Genomic DNA, 19,516 nt, shown 5'->3' on the forward strand with positions numbered 1-19,516 from the left:
CATCAGCCGACCAGAACGATCCGCGCCGCACGCCCCAGCGCATAGGTGCCGATCTGACGGATCTCGACCGCCAGCCCGCCCGAATGGCCCATATCCTCCGCCACCGCGGCCGCGTCATAGGTCCAGGGCGATCGGTCGGTGACGATCCTGCGCAGTTCCGTCGACCCGGCCCACAGGCGCAGTTCATAGCTCTCCCGATCCTCGCCCAGGGGCACGTCGGCCCCGCCGGTCCAGCGCCACCCGCTCCTGCTGCGCCTGGTCCAGCCGACGATCCAGCCGCCATCCCCGTCCGCACGCGCCGTGACATGCACCGGGGAAGGCGGCGCCAGGGCCTCCCCCCTTATCGTCAACAGCGCATCGGCCGGCTCGCTGTCGCCGACCCCGATCGCGGAGACATGGAGGCTGCCGCCAATCTCCACCCCGCCATAAGCGGCAAGCTCGACCAGCCGGTCCTCCTCCAGCAACAGGAAGGCCTCGCCCTCGCCATGGGAATCCATCGCCCATTCGGTTCCGAACAATCCCCGCCGCAGCCCTTCCAGCCGGAAACTGGCGGCCCCGGTCTGCACCACATGGCTGAACTGGACCAGTTCCCGCCCGACAAGGCACAGATTGCGCCCCAGCCCCAGCGCCGCCTCGTCCGCCCCCGCCAATTCCATGTCCGCCGACAGCAGAGTGACATGGAGGGCATTGATCCGGTCGATCATCGTCACGCTCCCCGCGGCCAGTCCATTGTCCGTTCGCCCCATCACGGCGCGGCCGGCCGTCCGCCCGGCAGGCGAAGCCTCCCCCGTCGCACCGACCACGAAAAGCGCCGCGCCGCGCCACGCCTCGCCACCGCTCGCCGCCGCCACGATCAGGGGAGCGGCCGCCGCCCCTTCCCTGATCATGGGCAAATCGGCCAGCATCAGCGTGGTCGGGCCATGCGGCGTGTCGGCCTGCCGCACCATCGCGCCGGAGGACGCCCCCGGCGGCATCGCGGCGCCCGCCCCCGGCAAGCGCCTCAAGGCGAGGCGCACGGCCATCGCCTCCCATTCGCGCTCCTCTATCCGCCACCGGCCCGGCACGCCTTCCACCGCGACGACATCGCCCGGCGCATGGCGCAGCGCATCCCACCCGCAGCGCAGCGTCATGGTCGATCGCCCCGCCCAGGCCATCCCCAGCTTCCGCGCCGCCAGCGACCGCGCCTCCTCGCCCGACAGCACCATCGGCAGGTCCACCCCCTGCTCCAGCCGTCCCGGCCCCGGCCGTCCGATACGCTGCACACCCGCCTGATAGTCGCGCGCCGGATCATGATAACGGACCGACAAGGCCGCCGGCACGCTGTCCGCCGCGCCGCCCGCATGCTCGAACCCGTCCAGCGCCCGCCCATTGACCGACCGGCACAGCGCCCCCGCCGCGATCCCCGCCGTCCCTTCCCCCTCCGCGGCCCGCAGGCGCAACCCCGCTTCTTCCGCCACGAAGGCCAGGCCGAACGCCTCCACCAGCGGCGCCAGCGCATCGCCCACATCGGCGCCGCCCGCCGCCATGCCGGCGACCGCGCCCAGCCCATCGCCGGTCAACATCCCCCCGCTCAACGCCGCCGCCAGACCGGCAATCGCGACCGGCCCCTCGTCCGCCTCCACCTCGAAGGTCAGTGAAGGAATGCGGTTGCCATAATCCGCCAGCGCCAGATCCTCGAACACGGCATAGGCGATCCCCCGATGCGCCGGCGTCGCTCCCACGCCCTCCGCTGCCGCGATCAGCGGATCGACCGCCTGATCCTCGCCTCCGCCATGCAGCCTGAACGCCCCCAGCTCGGTCTTGAAGTCCCCCGCCGCCCCGCGCAGCAGGTTGCCGTCCGCCCAGATGCGCCGCACCGACCGCACGGCCCGCGCCGACAGCGCCACGGCAAAGCTCGCCGAATAGCTGTAGCTGGTGACGCTGGGCCGCCCCTTGCCTCCGCCGCTCCTGTGCCTCGTCTCCTTGAGGTCCGTCGCCCAGATCACGGTTCCCGCCACCCGCAGCGTACCGAACAGCCTCGGCACCTGCGACCCATAGGTCGACGTCTGGACCTGAACCTCGTTCAGCCGCCGCCCCTCCACGCCCTTGGGCCTGAACAGCACCGCATGGTCGAAGGCGTTGCCGATCAGCCCGCCGATGGCGCCCCCCAGCGGCCCGCCAATGGCCGTGCCAAGGGCGGTCAACACGATCGTCGCCATAGATTCTCCTATTCCGCCCGCCAGTAACCCAGCACCGGCCAGGGCGAAGGCCCCGGCATCTCCACGACGCGCCCCACGCCCGCATGGGCATGGACATGTCCGCCCGGCACGACGATCATCAGGTGCAGTTGCAACGGCCCCGGCCGCACCAGCGCCAGATCGCCCTCGCGCGCCGCATCGACCCGCCGCAGCCCCGCCGCGCGCAGCCAGTCCGCCGCCCGGCCCTCATCCCCGGACCGCAGCCCATATCCCTCCGGCGCCGCCCGCCCCAGCACCAGCGCCGCCAGCCCGACGCAATCCAACCCCCGCTCGGGCAGCCGCCCGTGCAGGCGGAACCGCACGTCCACCAAGGCGCGGGCCGCCGCCACGACCCCGCTCACGCCGCCCCCGGATAGCGCGTCAGCAAATCCGTCCCCGGCAGATAGGGCTCCCCCCGAAAATTCACCGCATTGCCGAACCGGCCGACGCACGTCGCCAACCGCCGGTCGCACCCCTCGGTCAGCAGCGCCAGCGCGCCCGCCTCCACCGCAAAGGGCGGCGGATCGGCCAGGCCGACATCCTCGGCGCCATTGTCGATCACCCCCTGCACTATCCCGCCATTGGCCCCGGTCAGCCAGCGCAGCGTCCCGAAGGCGTAGGCCCCCGGCTCCAGCCCGGCCACGCTCGCCACCGCATCCTCCACCGCGCCGACGGCCACCACGCGCCGCCGCCCGGCCAGATCGACCCGGCACTGCCTGTCCCCCAGCGCAGCCCGGCAGTCCGGCGAAGTGGACGGCGCGACAGAAGCCTTCAGCGCCGCCATCGCGCCCACCAGCTCTGCTGAAAAAGCCCCCGCCTTGCGCGTCACGGCCCCGATCTCCCCCCGCGCCAGCAGCAGCCACAGATCGCCCGGCGCCTCCCACTCGGTCAGCCGCAACTCCAGCCCGGCCCCGTCCCAGCGCCCCGCTATCAGGTCCGCCTCGCTGATCGCATCCGCCACCAGCGCGCCTTCGACATCGCTGTCCGCGCCCTCCACCCCGATGCCGCTGCGCACGGCGGAAGGCGTCATCCCCGGCGCCGCGCGATAGAGCAGATGGCCGATCTCCAGATCGCGATCATGGCTCGTCAGCCCGATCGTCACCCCGTCCCGCCGCTCGATCCGCCAGCAAAAGGCCAGCGTCGCCAGCGGCTTCTCCAACGCTTCCAGCCCGCTCATTCCCTGATCTCCACCAATGGCACCGACGGCGCCTCGCCCGCCGCGAAGGTCGCCCGGTTGATGTCCAGCCGGTCCTCGGCAAAGCGCACCGGCACGTCGAAGCGGAAACCGGCCGTCAGCACCGCTCCCTCGGCGGGCGCGACATCGAAGGCGATCATGCCCAGCCCGGCATGGCTCCAGCCGCCCACCATCTCCACGCCGTCCACGGCCACCCGGATGGTCCCCGCCACCGGCCGCGTGATCCGCCGCGCCTGCGCCTCCTCGCCCGCGCCGTAGAAGCGCTGCAAGGGAAACTCCGCCCGCACCCCGTCGCCCAGCCCCAGCCGCTGGTCCAGCGGCCCCGGCGCCTCCCCCATGCCGCAACTGCGGTCATCGAAGGGATCGCTGAACCGGAACCCCCGCGCCGCGCCCCGCCGCGCCCGGAAGAAGGCGATCAGCGCCGCCATGTCCGCCTCCGACCGCACGCCCGGCCCGGCATCGAAGGACAGGCGCGCATTCGCCCAGTCGCTGCTGCGCCGCTCATGCCCCGAAACGCTCTCCACGACCTGCGTCGAAAAGGCCGGCGCGACACTCGCCTCCCGTCCGACGCCCAAAGGAAAGGACACATCGTCAAAGGCTTGCACATCTTCCTCCCCATTCAATCTGAAGCAGGTGAAGCCGTCCCGCGCCACCTGCGGCAGCGCCCAGATGAAGGTCGCGGCCGTCCCCCGCCGCACCGCCGCATCCGCCGCCGCCGCGATCTCCCGCCATTGCGCGGCATCCTCCCCGCGCAGCACGAAGCCCGAAAGATAATGCTGCGCCTCGACCGGATAGCCGAGCCGCTCCACCGCCAGTTCGACGCCCCGCGCCGTCAGCCGCTCGCGTCCCTGCGTCACCCAGTCATAATCTTCCAGTTGCAGCACATCGAAGGCGGGCGACGCCCATCCCAACGGCATGTTCGCCCGCTTGGCTTCCGGCGCCAGCGGATCGAGCACCGTGGGCAGATAGGCGAGCAGATGCGTCACCGCCCCCGGCGCCACCCCCTTCACCCAGGCGCAGAGCGCCGCCGTCGATGCCGCCAGCACTTCGCCCGCCCGGTTCAGCAACGCCTTCTGCCCGGCGCTCAGCGTCCCCCGCACATCCGGGATCGACACCAGCGCCGTCCCGAACGCCGCCCGCGCCGCATCGTCATACAGGCAGATGCGCCCGTCGGCAGGCATCACCCACCACCAGGGCTCGCCCACCTGAAATCCGATCTCCAGTCCAGCCGCCAACCCGATGAAAACAAAGGCCCCTGCCACCAGCCGCAAATAGCTCATCGCCCCGTCATGCGCAGGGGAAAGCAGGGTGGAGGGCGGCGACCAGCCCGTCAGCGCGGGAGAACCATCCTCCGCCCGCTGCTTCCAGTCGTTCCAGCAGTGCTCGTCGAACAATTCATAGGAAAGCGACCAGATCACCCCCAGCCCCAGCGCCTTCGCCCGCCGCGCGAAATCGGCATGCCAGGCGGCGCAGGGCGCGTTCAGCACCCCGCCGGCCAGGCTGATGTAAAATCCGCCGCCCAGCGGTTCCAGCCGGAAATAATGGCTCATCCCGACATAATGGTTGATGTCCCCGCGATAGCCCAGCGCATGGATCGACGCGACGATCCGCTCCGGCGTCTGGTTGAAGCAGTCGTCATAGCCGGTCGCCATCGACAGCCCATGTTCGGGCAGCACCGCATCGCCCACGCGCAGCACCGACCCGGCCCCGTCGCAGCCCATGTCGGAAAGCTCGCACCACCCCTCGACCCCGCCGGCAAAGGCGGCGCTCCCCGCATCGTAACCGGGCGCGGCGAGGGAGATGAACATCCGGTCCACATCGCCTGCCCAGACCTCTTCCCCTTCGCTCAACAGGAATCCGCTCCTGATCGCGGAAAAATCCAGTGTGATCACAGCATCTTCCGGCCCGCCGCTCGCATAGTTCCACAAGCGCACATACCAGGCCCGCGCATGCCCCGCCGCGTCCCTCCCCTCGATGGTCAGCGTCGGCCCATGCGTCTGGTCCAGCCGCCGCAGCCCTCCGCTCCGCCAGCGGAAGCGCAGCACGCAATCGCGAAAATCCCGATCCGTCTCATAGGCCAGCAGGGCATGGCTCCACTTGTCCTCCGCCTCCCAGATCAGCCCCGCCAGATCCCCGGACCCGTAAAAGACGGCATCCACCCGAAGCGCGTCCGGCGCGGTGGTGACGACACTCGCCATCATCGGCCGGGGAAAATTGACGGTCCAGTGCGTCGGCGCGAACCGCTTCATGAACCGCGCCTCCTGCCCCCGCCGCGCATCGGCCAGCCAGTAAGCCAGTCTGCTCATCCGCTTATCGCCCCCCTGACCGCCCGGGCCACCTGCCGCGCGCTGCGCGCCAGCAATCGGGCGCTATCCGCCCCCTGCCCCTGCACCGCGATGCTCACCCGCACATCCCGCGCGCCACCACCGCCATGGGGAACAACCTGCCCGCTCGCGGTGGGCACAAAGACCTCGGGCCCCCGCTCTCCCACGACATAGGCCCGCCCCGGCGCCACCGGCCCGCCGGTTGCCCGCCCCGGCAAGCCCAAGGCGGACGCCGCCAGCCCGATCAGCCCGCCATCGCCGCCGATGCCGTTCATCCCGGCCCGCAAGGCGCTGGCCGCAATGTCGTCCAGCACCCGCAGCGCAATGGCCTTCAGCTCCTCGAAACCGAACCGCCCGGTCCGCACTGCCCGCAACAACCCCTGCTCGATCCGCCGCCCGGCCCGCTCCGCTCCCGTCGCAAGAGGCCCTTCCAGCTCCCCCCGCATCGCCTCGACATCCCGCGCAAAACCCTGCCTGTCCGCCCGCACCCGCACGACCAGATTGTCGATCTCCTCGTCCATCCCTCTCACCTCGCAACCGAAAAGAAAAAGCCCCTCCCTTCAGGGAGGGGTTTGGGGGAGGGGAAAGCCCCACATTCCAACCTCAATCCGGCATCCCAGCCCGCAACCTCTCCAACTCCCCGCGATCCATCCCCACGCGCGCCTCGTCCTCATCCCCATGAGCCGCCCGCAACACGCTCTCCAGTTCCGCGGGCGTCGACCGCCAGAACTCCTCCGGCCGCCACCCCAGCAACCACCCCGCGACCCCTGCCAGCCGCGCCGCCGCTTTGAAAAAGCTCATCGTCCCCCCAAAATCTGCCCGAGTATCCCGCGCAGAACCGGCGTCAGCTTCGCCAGCCCCGCCGCCACGATCGCCTCGCCCAAAGCCTCTCGCGTCAATCCCGCCGGCGGCTCCGCCAGGCAATGCCAGAACAGCCCGGCCATCTCGCCCAGCGACAGCTTCCCGTCCGCCGCCCGCTCCACCAGCGCGAACAACGGTCCCAATTCCTCCTCAGCCGCCACCAAAGCCGCGAAACTGGGCCGCAGCACAAGGCGCTCCCCACCCAGTTCCAGCGCAGCCTCCCCCCGGGCACCGTTAGCCGGGGCGCCATTGCCCCCGCTCACAGCGACACCACCGGCCCGGAACTTTCCAGGCTCAGCGCATAGTTGCGCTCGCCATTATAATCCCCGGCATAGTCCAGCCGCGTCACCAGAAAGCGCCCGCGCATCTTCTCGCCGCTTTCGAAGCTCAGCTCATAATCCTCGATGGTCCCGGCCAGCGCATGGTTGCGCAGCCGCACCTCCGCCGCCGATCCGGTGAATATGCCCGCCGCCGACACGCTGACGGATCGCACGCCCGCACCCGACAGCAGCTCGCGCCAGCCGCCCGATCCCTTGTGCGTGACGTTCACCGCCTCGCCGTTGACGGACAGTTGCGTGGTCCGCATCCCGGCCACGGTCGCATAGGCCGCAGGCGCCCCGCCATCGCCTATTTTCAACAGAAACGCGCTTCCTTTTTCCACGCCCATGGCGCATTCTCCTCTACGATAAACCGTGCAAGATTCGGGATTTGGAGAGAGGCCCCCTATGTTCGTCACCGCCCCCCTGATGCTGTTGCTGGCCGCCGCTCCGCAGGGCGGCGTCGATGTCGGCACTGGCCGCAAGGACTATTCGCAGTGCCTGTCGAAACAGATTCAGCCCGCCATCGACAAGAAACTGTCGCTCGGCGATTTCCAGTCCGCGCTGAAGAGCGAATGCGGCGCCAAGGAAGCCGCCTTCCGCGCCGCCATCGTCGCCGACGACAAGTCGAGCGGCATGTCGGACAAGGACGCGCAATCGGACGCCGACGACCAGATCAGCGAATATCGGGACAAGATCGTCGGAGAATATGAAGACTATTCGAAGCCGGGCAGCTAAGCCCGCACCACCCGCACCCGATAATCCACCAGGGCCTGCCACCCGTCCCGCGCCGCCGTCCGCGCCACGCGGGACCGCACCAGCCCCGCGCCAACGACCCGCCAGCCCTCCACCGGCCCCATCGCCCGCATCGCCGCATCCACGCGCTCCAGCAGGCCGCCCAGCCGCGCAGGCGCTTCCCCCACGTCGAACAGGCTGACCGCCACGGTCAGTTCCCACCCCTCCACATCCTTCGCGCCCCAATCCAGCGCGATGCAGTCCCCCACCACCCCATAGGGCGCGCTGGCCCGTCCCGGCGCGCCGTCGAACAGCCCGTTCACCCCCGCCATCAAGACGGCATCCCCACGCAGGGCCGCAACCACGGCTCCACGCACCGCCACCTCCGCGCTCATCGCCGCCCCTTTCCCGAATGCCGCACCGCTTCCCGCAGCGCCAGATCGCCCATCCACCGCGCCTTGAGCCCGCGCCCGGACAGCCGCACCGCCTCACCCTCGACCTGCGCCTCCACGCCGGTCGCCGCCAGAGCCGCGGCAATCCCCCGCCGCCGCGCCTCCATCCGCGCCTCGACCAGCGCGCCCAGCCATCCCCTCATGCCCACCGCCCCCTCATGCTCATGCCAGCCGCATCCGCCGCCATGGCCGCCACAGCGCGCTCACCACGGCGGGCGGCGTCGCCACGTCCCCGCCCCGCGCCGCGAAATGCTCCGCCGCCAGCCGCACGATCCCCTGCCGGATCGCTTCGGGCAGCGCATCCTCATCGACCGCCAGCCCCGCGCGATAGCGCACCACGACCTCCCCCGGCCCATCGACCGGCCGCGCCCGCACCCAGCCATCGCCGGAAGCATCGATGTCGATCGCATGGGCCTCCGGCGCCAGCGCCACGCCGGCCGCCTCCACCCCCTCGATCGCCACCACCGGCCGCGCCGTCAGCCTCTGCCAGCTCCCGTCCGCGACGACCGTCTCCGACGCCTCCCGCACCACCAGCCACTGCCCGATAAACTGCTCGCAAAGCCCCGAAGCGCTTCCCAAAAGCCGCTCCAGCACGCCATCCTCATCATCCGACCCGATCCGCAACCAGGCCTTGAGATCCGCCAACATGGCCCCTCCCACCAAAAAAGGGGACGCCCCGCAGGACGCCCCCAGTCTTTCCTTCTCCCCTTGTGGGAGAAGGATGCGCAGCCTTAGCGGCAAGGCCGCTTAGGCGAAGTTGGATGAGGGGTGATCAGGAAGCCGCGAACTTCATCAGCTTGATCGCCTCCGAATTGGCCACGGCCCCGCCGATCCGCTTCACCGCATAGAAATGCACGAACGGCTTGTTGCTGAACGGATCGCGCAGGATGCTGGTCTCGCTGCGTTCGGAAATCACATAGCCCGCCTGGAAATTGCCGAACGCGATCGACAGCGAACCCGCCGCAATGTCCGGCATGTCCTCGGCCTCGACCACCGGATAGCCCAGCAGCGTCGCCGGCTGCCCCGCGCTCAGCGAAGGCTGCCAGATGAACGCCCCGTCGCTGGTCTTCATCTTGCGGATGACCGACAGCGTGGCCGAATTCATCACGAAGCAGGCCCCCTGGCGATAGGGCGCGCGCAACGCCTGCACCAGGTCGATCAGCCTGTCCTGCCCCGAAGCGGCAAAGGCCCCCGAAGCCCCCGACGCCACATATTGCAGCGACCCGAAGGCGCGCACGCTGTCCGCCTCATTGGTCGTCGTATAGGTCAGGAAGCCCTTGGGCTTGTTCGTCCCATTGCCGTTGACGAAGGCCGCGCCCTCCGCCGCCGCGAACTCGCGGGCGATCTCCCCGGCCAGCCAGCCCTCGACGTCGAACTGCGCATCGTCCAGCATCGCCTGGCTCGCCGCCGGATTGGCGTAGAGCTCGCCCGAAGGCGGCACGATCTCGTTGAAGCTCGGCGTCGCCGTCTCCGCCCGCGCGCCCGTTTCGCTGGCCCAGCCGGACACGATGCCGCCCGACGTCACCAGCTTGCGATAGCCCGCCGTACCCGTCCGCACGACATTGGCGATCGACCGGATGGGCGAAATCGCCTTCAGCGTCGCGCCGATGATCTGGTCGATCTCCCGCGGCACCGCATAGCCGCCCGCCGCGCCCGAAGCGCCGGAAAAGCTCTTGAGCTCGACCCCGGCCTCCAGCCCCTGCCGCACATAGCGCTCGACGAAGGCGGCCCGATGCGGATCGACCGCCCCGCCCTTCACGCCATCCAGCGCGGGCCTCTGCTGAACCAGCAGCGCCCCCCTCAACGCCGCGACCTCACTTTCCAGCCCGGCAATACGCTCACCCTGCGCCATCACGTCAAAGCTCGCTTCCAATTGATCCGTCATCCACCACTCCCACGAAAAAGGGCGGCCCACCGGACCGCCCGAACAGCTCCTTCTCCCCTTGTGGGAGAAGGATACGAAGCCTTGGCGGCAAAGCCGCCCAGGCGAAGTTGGATGAGGGGTAAGGCCCCCTATTCCACCGCAATCACCCGAGCCAGATCCTGCATCGGATGCGTGACGACGCTCACCTCCACCACCTCCAGCTCCAGCAATTCCCGGGGCGAAACCCCTCTCGCCTCCCGCACCCGATAGCCAAAGGACAACCCGTCCACCGCCTTCTCCCGAAGCGCGCGACCCGCCTCCCGCCCCGCCGCCGTCCGCCCGGAAACCCGCCCGATCACGCGCAGGCCCCGCGCATCCTCCTCGACCTTCTCGACCGTCCCGATCACCTCGCCGGGCCGATGCTGCCACAGCAGCGGCACCCCCGCCGCCACCCCGGCAAAGGCCCCCGCCCGCACCACATCGCCGCCCCGGTCCACCCGGTCGAACACCGCCGCATAGCCGGCGAACCGCACGTCACTCATGCGCCAGCCCCAACAGACCCAGCTTCACCGCCATCCCCAGCAGCATCAGCGCGGTGACGATCCGCACGACCCAGGCGACGACCGCGCCCCGCGCCGCCTTCTTCGCGTCGCGCCAGCCGCCCAGCAGTTCGCGCAGCTCCCGCACATCCGCCTCCGCCCCGCGATCCGCCAGCCCCAGCCGCTCCAGCGCCCGCCCCGCGCCCAGTTCGCTCGCCTCCTCGACCAGCGCGCGGATCATCAGCATGTCCGCCCCCGCCGGCTGCGCCTCGGCCTGCGCCACCAGCCGCGCCAGCATCTCCCCATCATATTTCATCACCTGCCTCCGCGCCCGTCGCCTCACCCCATGCCCAGCATCGCCTTCTTCTCCTCCGCCGACAGGAAGTCCGCGGCCGCCACCCGGTCCCACAGCGCGCTCCTCTCCTCGAACAGCGCGGGCACCGCATCCAGGTCGGCGCCCAGACACAGCGCCGGCCACCAGCCCTGCAGACCCTGCGCCAACCCACCCCAGATCTTCGCCAGCAGCGGCAGGATCGTCTGCCGCCACAACGCCCGATTGGCCTCGCGATAATTGGCGTAGCTATTGTCCCCCGGCAGCCCCATCAGCATCGGCGGCACGCCGAAGGCGAGCGCGATCTCCCGCGCCGCCGCCGCCTTCAGCCCCACGAAATCCATCTCGGCGGGCGTCAGGCTCATCGCCTTCCAGTCCAGCCCGCCCTCCAGCAGCATCGGCCGCCCGGCATTGGCCGCGCCGGAAAAGGCGACCTCCATCTCCCGCTTGACCCGCTCGAACTGCTCGGGGCTCATCACCGACCCGTCGCCCGGATCGTAGACCATCGCGCCCGAAGGCCGCGCCGCATTGTCCAGCAGCGCCTTGTTCCACACCGTCGCCGCATTGTGGATCGCCACCGCCCCGGCGGCCGCCCCGACGCAGCCCAGCCCATAATGATCGTCCAGCGGATGCAGCGCCTTCAGGTGCACGATCCCGGTCCTTCCGGCGCCATCCTCGGGCGACAGCCGCGTCACGCTTTCCCCGACGCGATAGAGATAGGCCGCCGGCCATCCCCGCGCATCCGCCTCCACGCTCACCCGCTCGGGCCGCAGCGCATACAGCTCGCCCGGCATCCCGTCCGCCCCCAGGATGATCTGCACATAGGCATTGCCATGCAGCAGCAGATGGCCGGCCACCGTCTCCACCAGCGACTGTCCGGACGAACAGCGCGCCACCAGCGCCTTCACCCGCGCCCGAACCTCCTCCGCGACGCCCCCGACGACCAGCGCGGTCCCGCCAGCCCCCTCCGACACCAGCCGCAGCGCCCTCTGCGCCACCGGATTGCCGATCACCCCGGCCCGCACCTGCTGCTCATAGCTGGCCGGCCACTCGCCCAGCGCGACCCCGCCCGATCCCCAGGCACGCGCCAACACCGGCCGCGCCCCGCCGCGCGCCGCCTTCACCCCGAACAATTTCATGGACCCACCCACCGACAAAAAATCCTCCCCCCGGGAACGGAGGGAGGATCGTGAAGGTCTGCGGCGCTCAGCCGCCTACCGAAAACCGGACGGGTCTGCCCCGTCCCCGAACTCTCAGGGATTGCGGGCCAAAACCCGATCGCAGGCGGAATTGGTCCCCTCGCTCTTCCCGATCACGCGCCCCGCCACGGCGCCCGCCGCGCCGGCCAGCAGGGATTCGCCCAGACTGCCGCCGGCCAGCGCGCCGACGCCGGCCCCGCCCGCCGCACCGATCACCGTGCCCTTGTCCCGCCCCTTCTTCGCCTGGAGCAGGCAATAGCGCACATCATCCCGATCGCGCGGCGCGGCCCGCGCCACCCGCGCCCGCTCCTTGCCGTTCAGCGAAGCCGCCAGCACCGGCGAACCCACCAGAGCCAGCCCCGCCGCAGCCATCGTCCATCCGGCCAGTTTCATGACCAATCTCCTTGCAAATCAGACGAAAGGACTACGCAAACACCAGGTCATTGTTCCCCCATTACGAACAGGCCCTCCATTACGAACAGGCCCCCATTACGAACCGGCAATGTCCGTCGATCATGACCATAGCGCTCCTGCGAAGGCAGGACCGCGCAGGATCAGGCATCCCCCCAAATCCCCCGCACCCGCGCATCCCCGCGCCGCCCCAGCATCAACTCGGTCAACCCCCACACCAGGGCGTCGGCCCGATCCGGCGACCGCCCCGGCCCCTCATAGCCGCCGCCCAGCATCATCCCGCACATCTGGTCCTCCAGCGCGGGAAAGCCGCCCCGATGCGCCACCCGCCCGGCCTCATAAAGGGCCGCCACCGGCTCGGCCCGCGCCACCTTCCCCCGGCTCGCATGCACCAGCCGCACGGGCAGCCCGGCCTCGGCGGCGCGCAGCACGCTCTCGACCATCGCCCCGCCATTATTCGCCTCGGCCACCACCCGGTCCGCGCCATGCACCAGCGCCGCCGCCGCCACCGCCCGCGCCCAGCCCTCCGGCGTCGCGCCCTCCACCGTCGCATCGGCAATCACATAGGCGCGCCGATCCGCCCCCAGCCCGACGACCACGATCCCGCAGGCGTCGCCATGCGCGGAGGCGGGCGGATCGACCGCCACCACCACCCGCGCCAGCCCGCCGCGTACATGCGCCACCCGGCACCGCTCCAGCAGATCGCGGGTCCACAGCGCGCCCTCGACTTCCTCGATCAGCTCGCCCTCCAGCTCCTGCCGCCCCAGCCGCGTCCCGCCATAGCTCCGCTCCATCGCCGCCAGGAACCCTTCCGCGAGATGCGCGACATTGTCCGCCGTCCGCCCCCGCGTCACCACCACGTCGCCGCCGTTGCGCGCCACCAGCCCCCGCACCAGGGCGACGGGCCGCGGCGTCGTCGTCGCCAGCACGCGCGGCGCGCCGCCCAGCCGCATCCCCATCATCAGATTGTCCCACACCGCCTCGCCGCCCGCCCATTTGGCGATCTCGTCGGCCCAGCCATGGCTGAACTGCGGCCCGCGCAGCCCCTCCGCCTCCGCCGCGCCGTAAAGCGTGGCGATCGCGCCATTGGGCCAGACCAGCTTGCGCAGCGCCGGCGCGAAGACCGGCCGGTTCCACCAGGGCGCGATGGACAACAGGCCCGACGCCCCCTCCACCATCACCGCCCGCGCCTCGCCCAGCGTCGCGCCGACCAGCGCGATGCGCGCCGCCGGATCGCTCTCCGCGACCGAGCGCACCCACTCCGCCCCGGCCCGCGTCTTGCCGAACCCGCGCCCCGCCATCATCAGCCAGATGCGCCAGTCCCCTTCGGGCGCCAGTTGCTCCGGCCGCGCCAGCCAGCGCCAGTCATGCGCCAGCGCATCGGCCGCCGCCGCGCCCAGCCCGGCCAGCACCCGCTCGCGCGCCGCCTCCGGCAGATGCGCCAGCCGTTCGAAATCCGAAAGGGCCATGCGCCCGCCTCCATTCATCGATTTTCCACGGCGGCCGATTTGGCCGATCAGCCCCACATCCCTATATGCCCGCCATGAGTTCCATCCGCCCCGCCCGCGCCGCCGACGGCGCCTGCCTGCTCGACATCTGGCGCAAGGCCGTCGACGCGACCCATGATTTCCTGACGCCGGCAGACCGCACCGCGATAGAGGCGGAGGTCGCCGCCTTCCTCCCCCACGCGCCCGCCTGGCTCGCCACCGACCCGGACGACCACGCCATCGGCTTCATGCTGATCGACGGCACGCATATGGAGGCGCTGTTCATCGACCCCGCATGGCGCGGCCAGGGGGTCGGGCGCCGCCTGATCGACCACGCCCTGTCGCTCCACCCCACGCTCACCACGGACGTCAACGAACAGAATGCGCAGGCGATCGGCTTCTACGAAGCCATGCGCTTCGCCCGCACCGGCCGCTCCGACCAGGACGGCCAGGGCCGTCCCTACCCCCTGATCCACCTCCGCTACGCCCCCTGACGAGATAGCTGAAACGACCAGTTTTTGCCGTCTAAGATGAAATCTTTTGTCTCAAAAGCGGTCATCGCTTTCCTGATAGCAAGCGCCTATTAAAGATTCCGGGCTACATGAATTTGGTTCCTGCCAGCCTCCTTGGCGGCGTAGAGGGCTTCGTCAGCGGCTTTCATTGCAGCACGCGGGTCCGGATAATCGAATATGTCGGCGATGCCGGCGGAAAAGGTGACCCGCCCGACGGGCTGGTCTGTCTTCCGGTTGATCAGGCGCCGGTCGGCCATGCTTTCCCGCACATCGTCAAGCTGATTCTTCACTTCGGAGACTGGCAGTCCTCGGAAGAGCATGACGAATTCCTCGCCACCATGGCGCGCGACATGGCACTTGTCGTCACTGATCCTGGCGAGTGTCTCCGCTATCAACCGGATAACGCGGTCGCCGGTGTCGTGGCCGTGCGTGTCATTGACGCGCTTGAAATGATCGATGTCGCAAAATGCGACGGCCAGCGGTTCCATCGCGCCGCGCGCTTCGCGATATTCGCGTTCCAACACGGCTTCAAAGGCACGCCTGTTAGGGAGGCCGGTCAGATGATCGACCTCCGCCTCCCGCTTGGCCTTTTCCAGGCTCCGGCGCAATGATTCCGCTTCCTCCTCGCTGCGGTGCATATCGCTTTCGAGTTGCCGGGTCCGCTCCAACATGGCGGTAGCCATTTTCGTGAAGTGCGAAATGATCTGCCCCGTTTCCGAACTGGCGGCGAGTTCGGCGACATGGCCCTCCAGCTCGACGGAATATTCCGAGGTGGCGCTGCGCGCCGCATTGGTATTTCTGGAGAATATTTCGATGCTGTTCTCCATCTGGCCGATCAGCAACTCGACGCCGTTGTGCTGCTTGTCGGATTGATCGATCCCTGCCACTTCATCCAGCCACTCCTGCGTGATCTCAAGGCCAGCCGCATGGCGCTTTGCAATTTTGCGGGCCAGGACTGGATTGCCTCCGGAGAATATTCCATGCGTGGTGACGAGATTGGTCGATGTCACGTCAAGGCGATGACTGACCAGGAAAGTCGCAATTTCATCGAGCAGGTGCCGCCGCACCGCCTGGATCAAGTCGCCGCTTCCCTTGGCATATTGTTGCTCTGCCGGTTCACGAACGCCGCGCCGACCGAGCCAGCCCAGAAATCTGTTCGATGCATTGTCAAAGTCGCTCATATATCCCGCCCCCACGAGAAGATTTAATTGCCGATTTTCAGCGCTGCTGCCTGCGATATTGTTTCGGCGTCGTGCCCGCAAACTGTTGAAACACACGACGAAATGCGCCGGCGCTCGCGAAGCCGACCGCCTGTGCAATGGATTCGACCGATTGATCCGGAACGGCGCGCAGCATCTCTTGCGCGCGGCGAACGCGCCAGTCGCTGACGAAACGATATGGTCCGACGCCCGTCGTCGCCTTGAACGCGCGGGAGAAGTGAGAGCGACTGAGATCGACCACGTCTGCAAGCTCATCAAGGCCGATGGCGCGATGCTGATTGGCGAAGATAAAATCCTGAATGCGTGCAAGTTGCGCCTTGCTCAAGGGCGCGGCCTCCCGTGACGGCCGCATTCCCAGCAATTCGATTGTCGCGCTCAGGCAAAGAGCTTCGGCGTAGAGGGGGTCATCGTCACCACGTACGGCCAGGTCGCGCAGCTTGATCATCGTCGATGCCAGGCCGGCATTGCGAACATATGCAAAAGGTGCCGCATTGGCGCAGGCATATCGTTCTCCCAATTCTTCGGAAACGATATCGGGTTCGAAATAGAGAGCCGTGTAGCTGTTTTCTCCGCGAGCAGGCTTTGCCCACCCCTCAATGGCGCATCCTTCGGGCGCGAAGGTGAGCGTGTCGCGAAGCTGCGTCTTGGCCAAGGTCGGCAAACCCTCCATCTTCAGCTCACCGTCGGTCAGCATCAGCTCATGATAGGCGAGATAGCAACTGTCGCCCTTTGCGCGGAAATCATAGCCTTCATCTGTCGTGAGGAGCACATGTTCGACCCTGAACCCGCGCCAGGCGAGCGGGGATTTTTTTGCTCCGACTTGCGAGGCGTCTTGGAACTGGAGTTCGAGCGTAGGCAGTATTTCCATGGCGGCGATATACGGCAATTTTTGCTATATGCTACAATTATTGCTGCAAATGATCGTGCTCTTTGGGACTGTCAGGAATTTCGTGTGTGGCGAGGCATAATGGGTAACAAGGAGACCCAATATGTCACGACGCAAAGAACCCTCGATACCGAACGACATTCTCGATCAGCTGCTTGCCGGCACTGACGCGGCGGCAGCGCTCAGCCAGGGCGGCCTGCTTGATTCCCTGAAGAAGGCTTTTGCCGAACGTGCGCTCAATGCGGAGATGGATCACCATCTTGGCCAGGAGGAGCAAGGGAACAACAGCCGGAACGGCTATGGCCGCAAGACAGTGACGACCGACGGAGGACGGATCGAGATCGAGGTGCCACGCGATCGGGCTGGCAGCTTCGATCCGCAGTTGATTGCCAAATACCAGCGACGCTTCCCCGGCTTCGACGACAAAATCATTTCGATGTACGCGCGCGGCATGAGCACCCGGGAGATCACCGGGCATCTGCGCGAACTGTATGGCATCGAGGCCTCGCCCGACCTGATCAGCACGATCACGGACGCGGTGTTGGAGGAGGTCACAGCCTGGCAGCAACGCCCGCTGGACCCAGCCTATCCGCTGGTTTTCTTCGATGCGATCCGGGTCAAGATCCGCGACGAAGGCATGGTCCGCAACAAGGCGATCCATATTGCCCTGGGCGTCATGGCCGACGGCACCAAGGTGGTCCTGGGGTTATGGCTGGAGCAGAATGAAGGCGCCAAGTTCTGGCTGCGCGTCATGAACGAACTGCGCAACCGCGGTGTCGAGGATATCATGCTGGCCGTCGTCGATGGCCTGAAGGGTTTTCCCGACGCCATCACCGCCGTCTTCCCCGAAGCGATGGTTCAAACATGCATCGTCCATCTGCTGCGGAACTCGATGGATTTCGTGGCATGGAAAGACCGTAAGGCGCTTGGGGCAGCTCTGAAGGCCATCTACCGCGCCGTCGATGCCGTAGCCGCCGAGGAAGCGCTGACGGCCTTCGAAGCGGGCTTCTGGGGGCAACGCTATCCGGCTATCGGCCAGAGCTGGCGCAGGGCGTGGCCCGAAGTCATCCCATTTTTCGCGTTTCCTGAAGAAGTCAGGCGGATCGTCTACACGACAAACTCGATAGAGGCCCTCAATTCAAAGCTCCGCCGCGCCGTTCGTGCGCGAGGTCATTTCCCCAACGATGAGGCCGCCACCAAGCTGCTCTATCTGATCTTGAACCGATCGGAAAAAGAGTGGAAAATGCCGCCGCGCGAGTGGAACATGGCGAAGGCTCAATTTGCCGTTCTCTTCGGCGAACGCTTCATCAGGGCCATGACGGCCTGATGGTCAACCGCCTCGCCGCACACGAAATTCCTGACAGTCCCTGCTCTTTGTCAGCTTTCGCGATGCGCGAACCAGCAGTTGCCAGTCCGCAACCACCCAAAATCCCCTACCCCCCACTCCGCTTCCGCACCTCATCCAGCGCCACCCGCAACCGCTCCACCGCATCCTCGCCATCGGGCCGCTCCACGCTCTCCAGCCGCTGCATCTCCTCCACCTCCTTCTCATGCGCCCTGAACAGCAGCGCCTGGATCATGTGCGGATGCCCCCGCCTGATCTTCCGGCTCTTGACCGCCCCTTCCCCGTCCAGCACGATCTCCTCATCCTCCGTGCCGAACAGCGCCTGCCGCAGCATCAGCGCCCGCAATTCCTCATGCCCGATGCTCAGCGCCTGCTTCCACGCCCGCGCAAATGCCGGATCGCGCCGCTTCAGATAATAGACGGTCGACAAGTTCCGCCCGACGACCCGCGCCGCCTCGCTGACGTTGCAGGTCAGCGCCAGCGTCTCCAGGAACTTCTGCCGCAGCGCCGGCGTCCAGCCATTCCGGCGGACCGCGCGCATCTGCGGCGCGACGCCCAACGCCCCCTGCGGCCCATTCTCCAGCGCCAGCACCCGCTCGGGCGCATCGGCCCGCCCGCCGAACCGGCTCCTCTTCCCTTCTCCGTCCGCCACAGCCAATCCCCCGCATGCAAAGCAAAGGGGCCGGCCCTGACGAGGACCAGCCCTTCACCGCCTCATCGGCGACTCACATTTTCCCAATGTCGACCTATGTGCCAGAACAGCGTGACGATGTCAACAAAAATGTTCCATATGGGTTAAAAACTCCTCCCGGTTCACCGCCCCGCATCGTCCCCGCCGGCCACGCTGCGCGTATAGTCTATCCTGATCCGAACCCAGCTTCCGACCATCACCTTGCCATTCACCCGCGGCGGCAGCACCAGAAATTGCCACGCCGCCAGCCGAACCGCCTTGGCAAAGCCGGACCCCATGGGCGATTCCCCCAGCGCCTGGCAGTTCTCGACATGGTAATGATCCACCGTCTTGCACGCGACCAGACCCCAGCCGCTTGTCGGCGCATCGGCGGGCAGATAGCCGGCCAGTTCCGCATGGCTCGGCCGCCGGTACCATTCCGCATCGAACAATTGCACGCCCCCCGGCCCCTCGCCCGGCCCCGCCGCCGCCGCGCTGTTGCCCTGCCCCGTCGCGCCGTCGGCCGCGCCCTTCTTCGCCATCTTGCCGATGTCGGCGGACGCCATCTGCTGGCTGTCCAGCACCAGGAACGGCAGCGGCGAGGGCTGCTGCTCGGTCGGCTTCACCACGGGACGGTCGCGCCTGACCACCGGCTGCTGCACCTGCCGCCGCGCCGATTTCTCCTGCTTCTTCTTCTCGCTCTTCTCGGCCTTGCTCTGCGCCTTCTCCGCCTTGGGCGCGGGCGCCATCTCGAACGTCACCGGATTGCGCAGGTCGGGCAGCCGGATCACCGGATCGGGCGCCAGCGTCAGCAACGCCAGCAGCAGCGCGTTGAACAGCAGCGCCAGCAGCAATCCGCCGCCGCGCTCGCGCCATTGGGAGGGAAGGGATAAGGTCAAATTCACTCGGATGCGCCGGGCCGGACTCATAAGGGGTCATGCCCAGACGCCGC

Annotated in this window: 24 protein-coding genes; 3 read left to right on the top strand and 21 right to left on the bottom strand. The window is 68.2% G+C overall.

Features of this window, described 5'->3' with window-relative positions; all coding sequences use genetic code 11:
• Positions 1-2: 2 nt before the first annotated feature.
• The 8 genes from TZ53_RS21000 to TZ53_RS21035 all read right to left on the bottom strand — a co-directional run bounded on the left by TZ53_RS21000 (position 3) and on the right by TZ53_RS21035 (position 7,263).
• Positions 3-2,198 carry a phage tail protein gene (locus TZ53_RS21000; protein ID WP_044662591.1) on the bottom strand — a complete coding sequence of 732 codons (2,196 nt, stop codon included), beginning with the start codon at positions 2,196-2,198 and terminating at the stop codon, positions 3-5.
• A gap of 8 nt (positions 2,199-2,206) precedes the next feature.
• Entirely contained in the window at positions 2,207-2,566 is a 360-nt protein-coding gene (locus TZ53_RS21005) for a hypothetical protein (RefSeq protein WP_044663184.1), read from the bottom strand.
• Between the two features lie 8 nt (positions 2,567-2,574).
• Positions 2,575-3,393, bottom strand: a complete 819-nt coding sequence (locus TZ53_RS21010) for a DUF2163 domain-containing protein (RefSeq protein WP_044662592.1) — start codon at positions 3,391-3,393, stop codon at positions 2,575-2,577.
• Positions 3,390-5,717 (bottom strand): DUF2460 domain-containing protein, encoded by a 2,328-nt coding sequence (locus TZ53_RS21015; protein WP_044662593.1) that lies wholly within the window; start codon positions 5,715-5,717, stop codon positions 3,390-3,392. Before TZ53_RS21015 ends, TZ53_RS21010 begins: the two co-directional genes overlap by 4 nt.
• Positions 5,714-6,256, bottom strand: a complete 543-nt coding sequence (locus TZ53_RS21020) for a hypothetical protein (RefSeq protein ID WP_044662594.1) — start codon at positions 6,254-6,256, stop codon at positions 5,714-5,716. The genes TZ53_RS21015 and TZ53_RS21020 overlap by 4 nt, the downstream gene beginning before the upstream one ends.
• Positions 6,257-6,338: 82 nt before the next feature.
• A complete protein-coding gene (locus tag TZ53_RS21025; protein WP_044662595.1) occupies positions 6,339-6,536 on the bottom strand; it encodes a phage tail assembly chaperone in 198 nt (65 codons plus the stop codon).
• On the bottom strand, positions 6,533-6,859 hold the full coding sequence (locus TZ53_RS21030) for a gene transfer agent family protein (protein ID WP_229742428.1): 327 nt from the start codon (positions 6,857-6,859) through the stop codon (positions 6,533-6,535). The genes TZ53_RS21025 and TZ53_RS21030 overlap by 4 nt, the downstream gene beginning before the upstream one ends.
• Positions 6,856-7,263, bottom strand: coding sequence for a phage tail tube protein (locus TZ53_RS21035; protein WP_025552304.1), 408 nt, complete (start codon positions 7,261-7,263; stop codon positions 6,856-6,858). Before TZ53_RS21035 ends, TZ53_RS21030 begins: the two co-directional genes overlap by 4 nt.
• Positions 7,264-7,321: 58 nt before the next feature.
• Here TZ53_RS21035 and TZ53_RS21040 point away from each other — a divergent pair, with 58 nt between their 5' ends.
• Positions 7,322-7,651, top strand: a complete 330-nt coding sequence (locus TZ53_RS21040; protein WP_025552306.1) for a hypothetical protein — start codon at positions 7,322-7,324, stop codon at positions 7,649-7,651.
• Here the strand turns inward: TZ53_RS21040 and gp17 are convergent.
• The 9 genes from gp17 to TZ53_RS21085 form a co-directional block, all read right to left on the bottom strand.
• Positions 7,648-8,043 (bottom strand): tail completion protein gp17, encoded by a 396-nt coding sequence (gene gp17, locus TZ53_RS21045; protein ID WP_044662596.1) that lies wholly within the window; start codon positions 8,041-8,043, stop codon positions 7,648-7,650. The genes TZ53_RS21040 and gp17 overlap by 4 nt on opposite strands.
• Positions 8,040-8,243 carry a hypothetical protein gene (locus TZ53_RS21050; RefSeq protein ID WP_044662597.1) on the bottom strand — a complete coding sequence of 68 codons (204 nt, stop codon included), beginning with the start codon at positions 8,241-8,243 and terminating at the stop codon, positions 8,040-8,042. The genes gp17 and TZ53_RS21050 overlap by 4 nt, the downstream gene beginning before the upstream one ends.
• Positions 8,244-8,262: 19 nt before the next feature.
• A complete protein-coding gene (locus tag TZ53_RS21055) occupies positions 8,263-8,748 on the bottom strand; it encodes a head-tail connector protein (protein WP_044662598.1) in 486 nt (161 codons plus the stop codon).
• Positions 8,749-8,872: 124 nt separating this feature from the next.
• Positions 8,873-9,985 (bottom strand): phage major capsid protein, encoded by a 1,113-nt coding sequence (locus TZ53_RS21060; RefSeq protein ID WP_044662599.1) that lies wholly within the window; start codon positions 9,983-9,985, stop codon positions 8,873-8,875.
• 128 nt (positions 9,986-10,113) lie between these two features.
• Complete coding sequence (locus TZ53_RS21065; RefSeq protein ID WP_044662600.1) at positions 10,114-10,506, bottom strand: HK97 family phage prohead protease; 393 nt, start codon at positions 10,504-10,506, stop codon at positions 10,114-10,116.
• Positions 10,499-10,819: a DUF6127 family protein gene (locus TZ53_RS21070; RefSeq protein WP_025552246.1), complete on the bottom strand. Its 321-nt coding sequence runs from the start codon at positions 10,817-10,819 to the stop codon at positions 10,499-10,501. Before TZ53_RS21070 ends, TZ53_RS21065 begins: the two co-directional genes overlap by 8 nt.
• A gap of 23 nt (positions 10,820-10,842) precedes the next feature.
• The gene (locus TZ53_RS21075) at positions 10,843-11,973 is read right to left on the bottom strand and encodes a phage portal protein (protein WP_044662601.1); all 1,131 of its coding nucleotides are present in this window, start codon (positions 11,971-11,973) and stop codon (positions 10,843-10,845) included.
• A gap of 114 nt (positions 11,974-12,087) precedes the next feature.
• Positions 12,088-12,426, bottom strand: a complete 339-nt coding sequence (locus tag TZ53_RS21080) for a hypothetical protein (protein WP_044662602.1) — start codon at positions 12,424-12,426, stop codon at positions 12,088-12,090.
• A 161-nt stretch (positions 12,427-12,587) separates the two neighbouring features.
• Positions 12,588-13,913, bottom strand: a complete 1,326-nt coding sequence (locus TZ53_RS21085) for a DNA-packaging protein (RefSeq protein WP_025552161.1) — start codon at positions 13,911-13,913, stop codon at positions 12,588-12,590.
• A gap of 65 nt (positions 13,914-13,978) precedes the next feature.
• Here TZ53_RS21085 and TZ53_RS21090 point away from each other — a divergent pair, with 65 nt between their 5' ends.
• Positions 13,979-14,425 carry an acetyltransferase gene (locus TZ53_RS21090; RefSeq protein ID WP_044662603.1) on the top strand — a complete coding sequence of 149 codons (447 nt, stop codon included), beginning with the start codon at positions 13,979-13,981 and terminating at the stop codon, positions 14,423-14,425.
• Positions 14,426-14,514: 89 nt separating this feature from the next.
• Here the strand turns inward: TZ53_RS21090 and TZ53_RS21095 are convergent, their stop codons facing one another.
• The gene (locus TZ53_RS21095) at positions 14,515-15,720 is read right to left on the bottom strand and encodes a GGDEF domain-containing protein (RefSeq protein ID WP_238320078.1); all 1,206 of its coding nucleotides are present in this window, start codon (positions 15,718-15,720) and stop codon (positions 14,515-14,517) included.
• Positions 15,662-16,531 carry a helix-turn-helix domain-containing protein gene (locus TZ53_RS21100; protein WP_044662604.1) on the bottom strand — a complete coding sequence of 290 codons (870 nt, stop codon included), beginning with the start codon at positions 16,529-16,531 and terminating at the stop codon, positions 15,662-15,664. Before TZ53_RS21100 ends, TZ53_RS21095 begins: the two co-directional genes overlap by 59 nt.
• 121 nt (positions 16,532-16,652) lie before the next feature.
• On the opposite strand from TZ53_RS21100, the gene TZ53_RS21105 reads away from it, so the two are divergent.
• Positions 16,653-17,876, top strand: coding sequence for an IS256 family transposase (locus tag TZ53_RS21105; protein WP_044660505.1), 1,224 nt, complete (start codon positions 16,653-16,655; stop codon positions 17,874-17,876).
• A gap of 106 nt (positions 17,877-17,982) precedes the next feature.
• Here the strand turns inward: TZ53_RS21105 and TZ53_RS21110 are convergent, their stop codons facing one another.
• Positions 17,983-18,546 carry a hypothetical protein gene (locus TZ53_RS21110; RefSeq protein WP_044663186.1) on the bottom strand — a complete coding sequence of 188 codons (564 nt, stop codon included), beginning with the start codon at positions 18,544-18,546 and terminating at the stop codon, positions 17,983-17,985.
• A gap of 161 nt (positions 18,547-18,707) precedes the next feature.
• Entirely contained in the window at positions 18,708-19,493 is a 786-nt protein-coding gene (locus tag TZ53_RS21115) for a hypothetical protein (RefSeq protein WP_170825667.1), read from the bottom strand.
• Between the last annotated feature and the right edge of the window lie 23 nt (positions 19,494-19,516).

Source organism: Sphingobium sp. YBL2 (genome assembly GCF_000943805.1).
GTDB classification, from domain to species: domain Bacteria; phylum Pseudomonadota; class Alphaproteobacteria; order Sphingomonadales; family Sphingomonadaceae; genus Sphingobium; species Sphingobium fuliginis.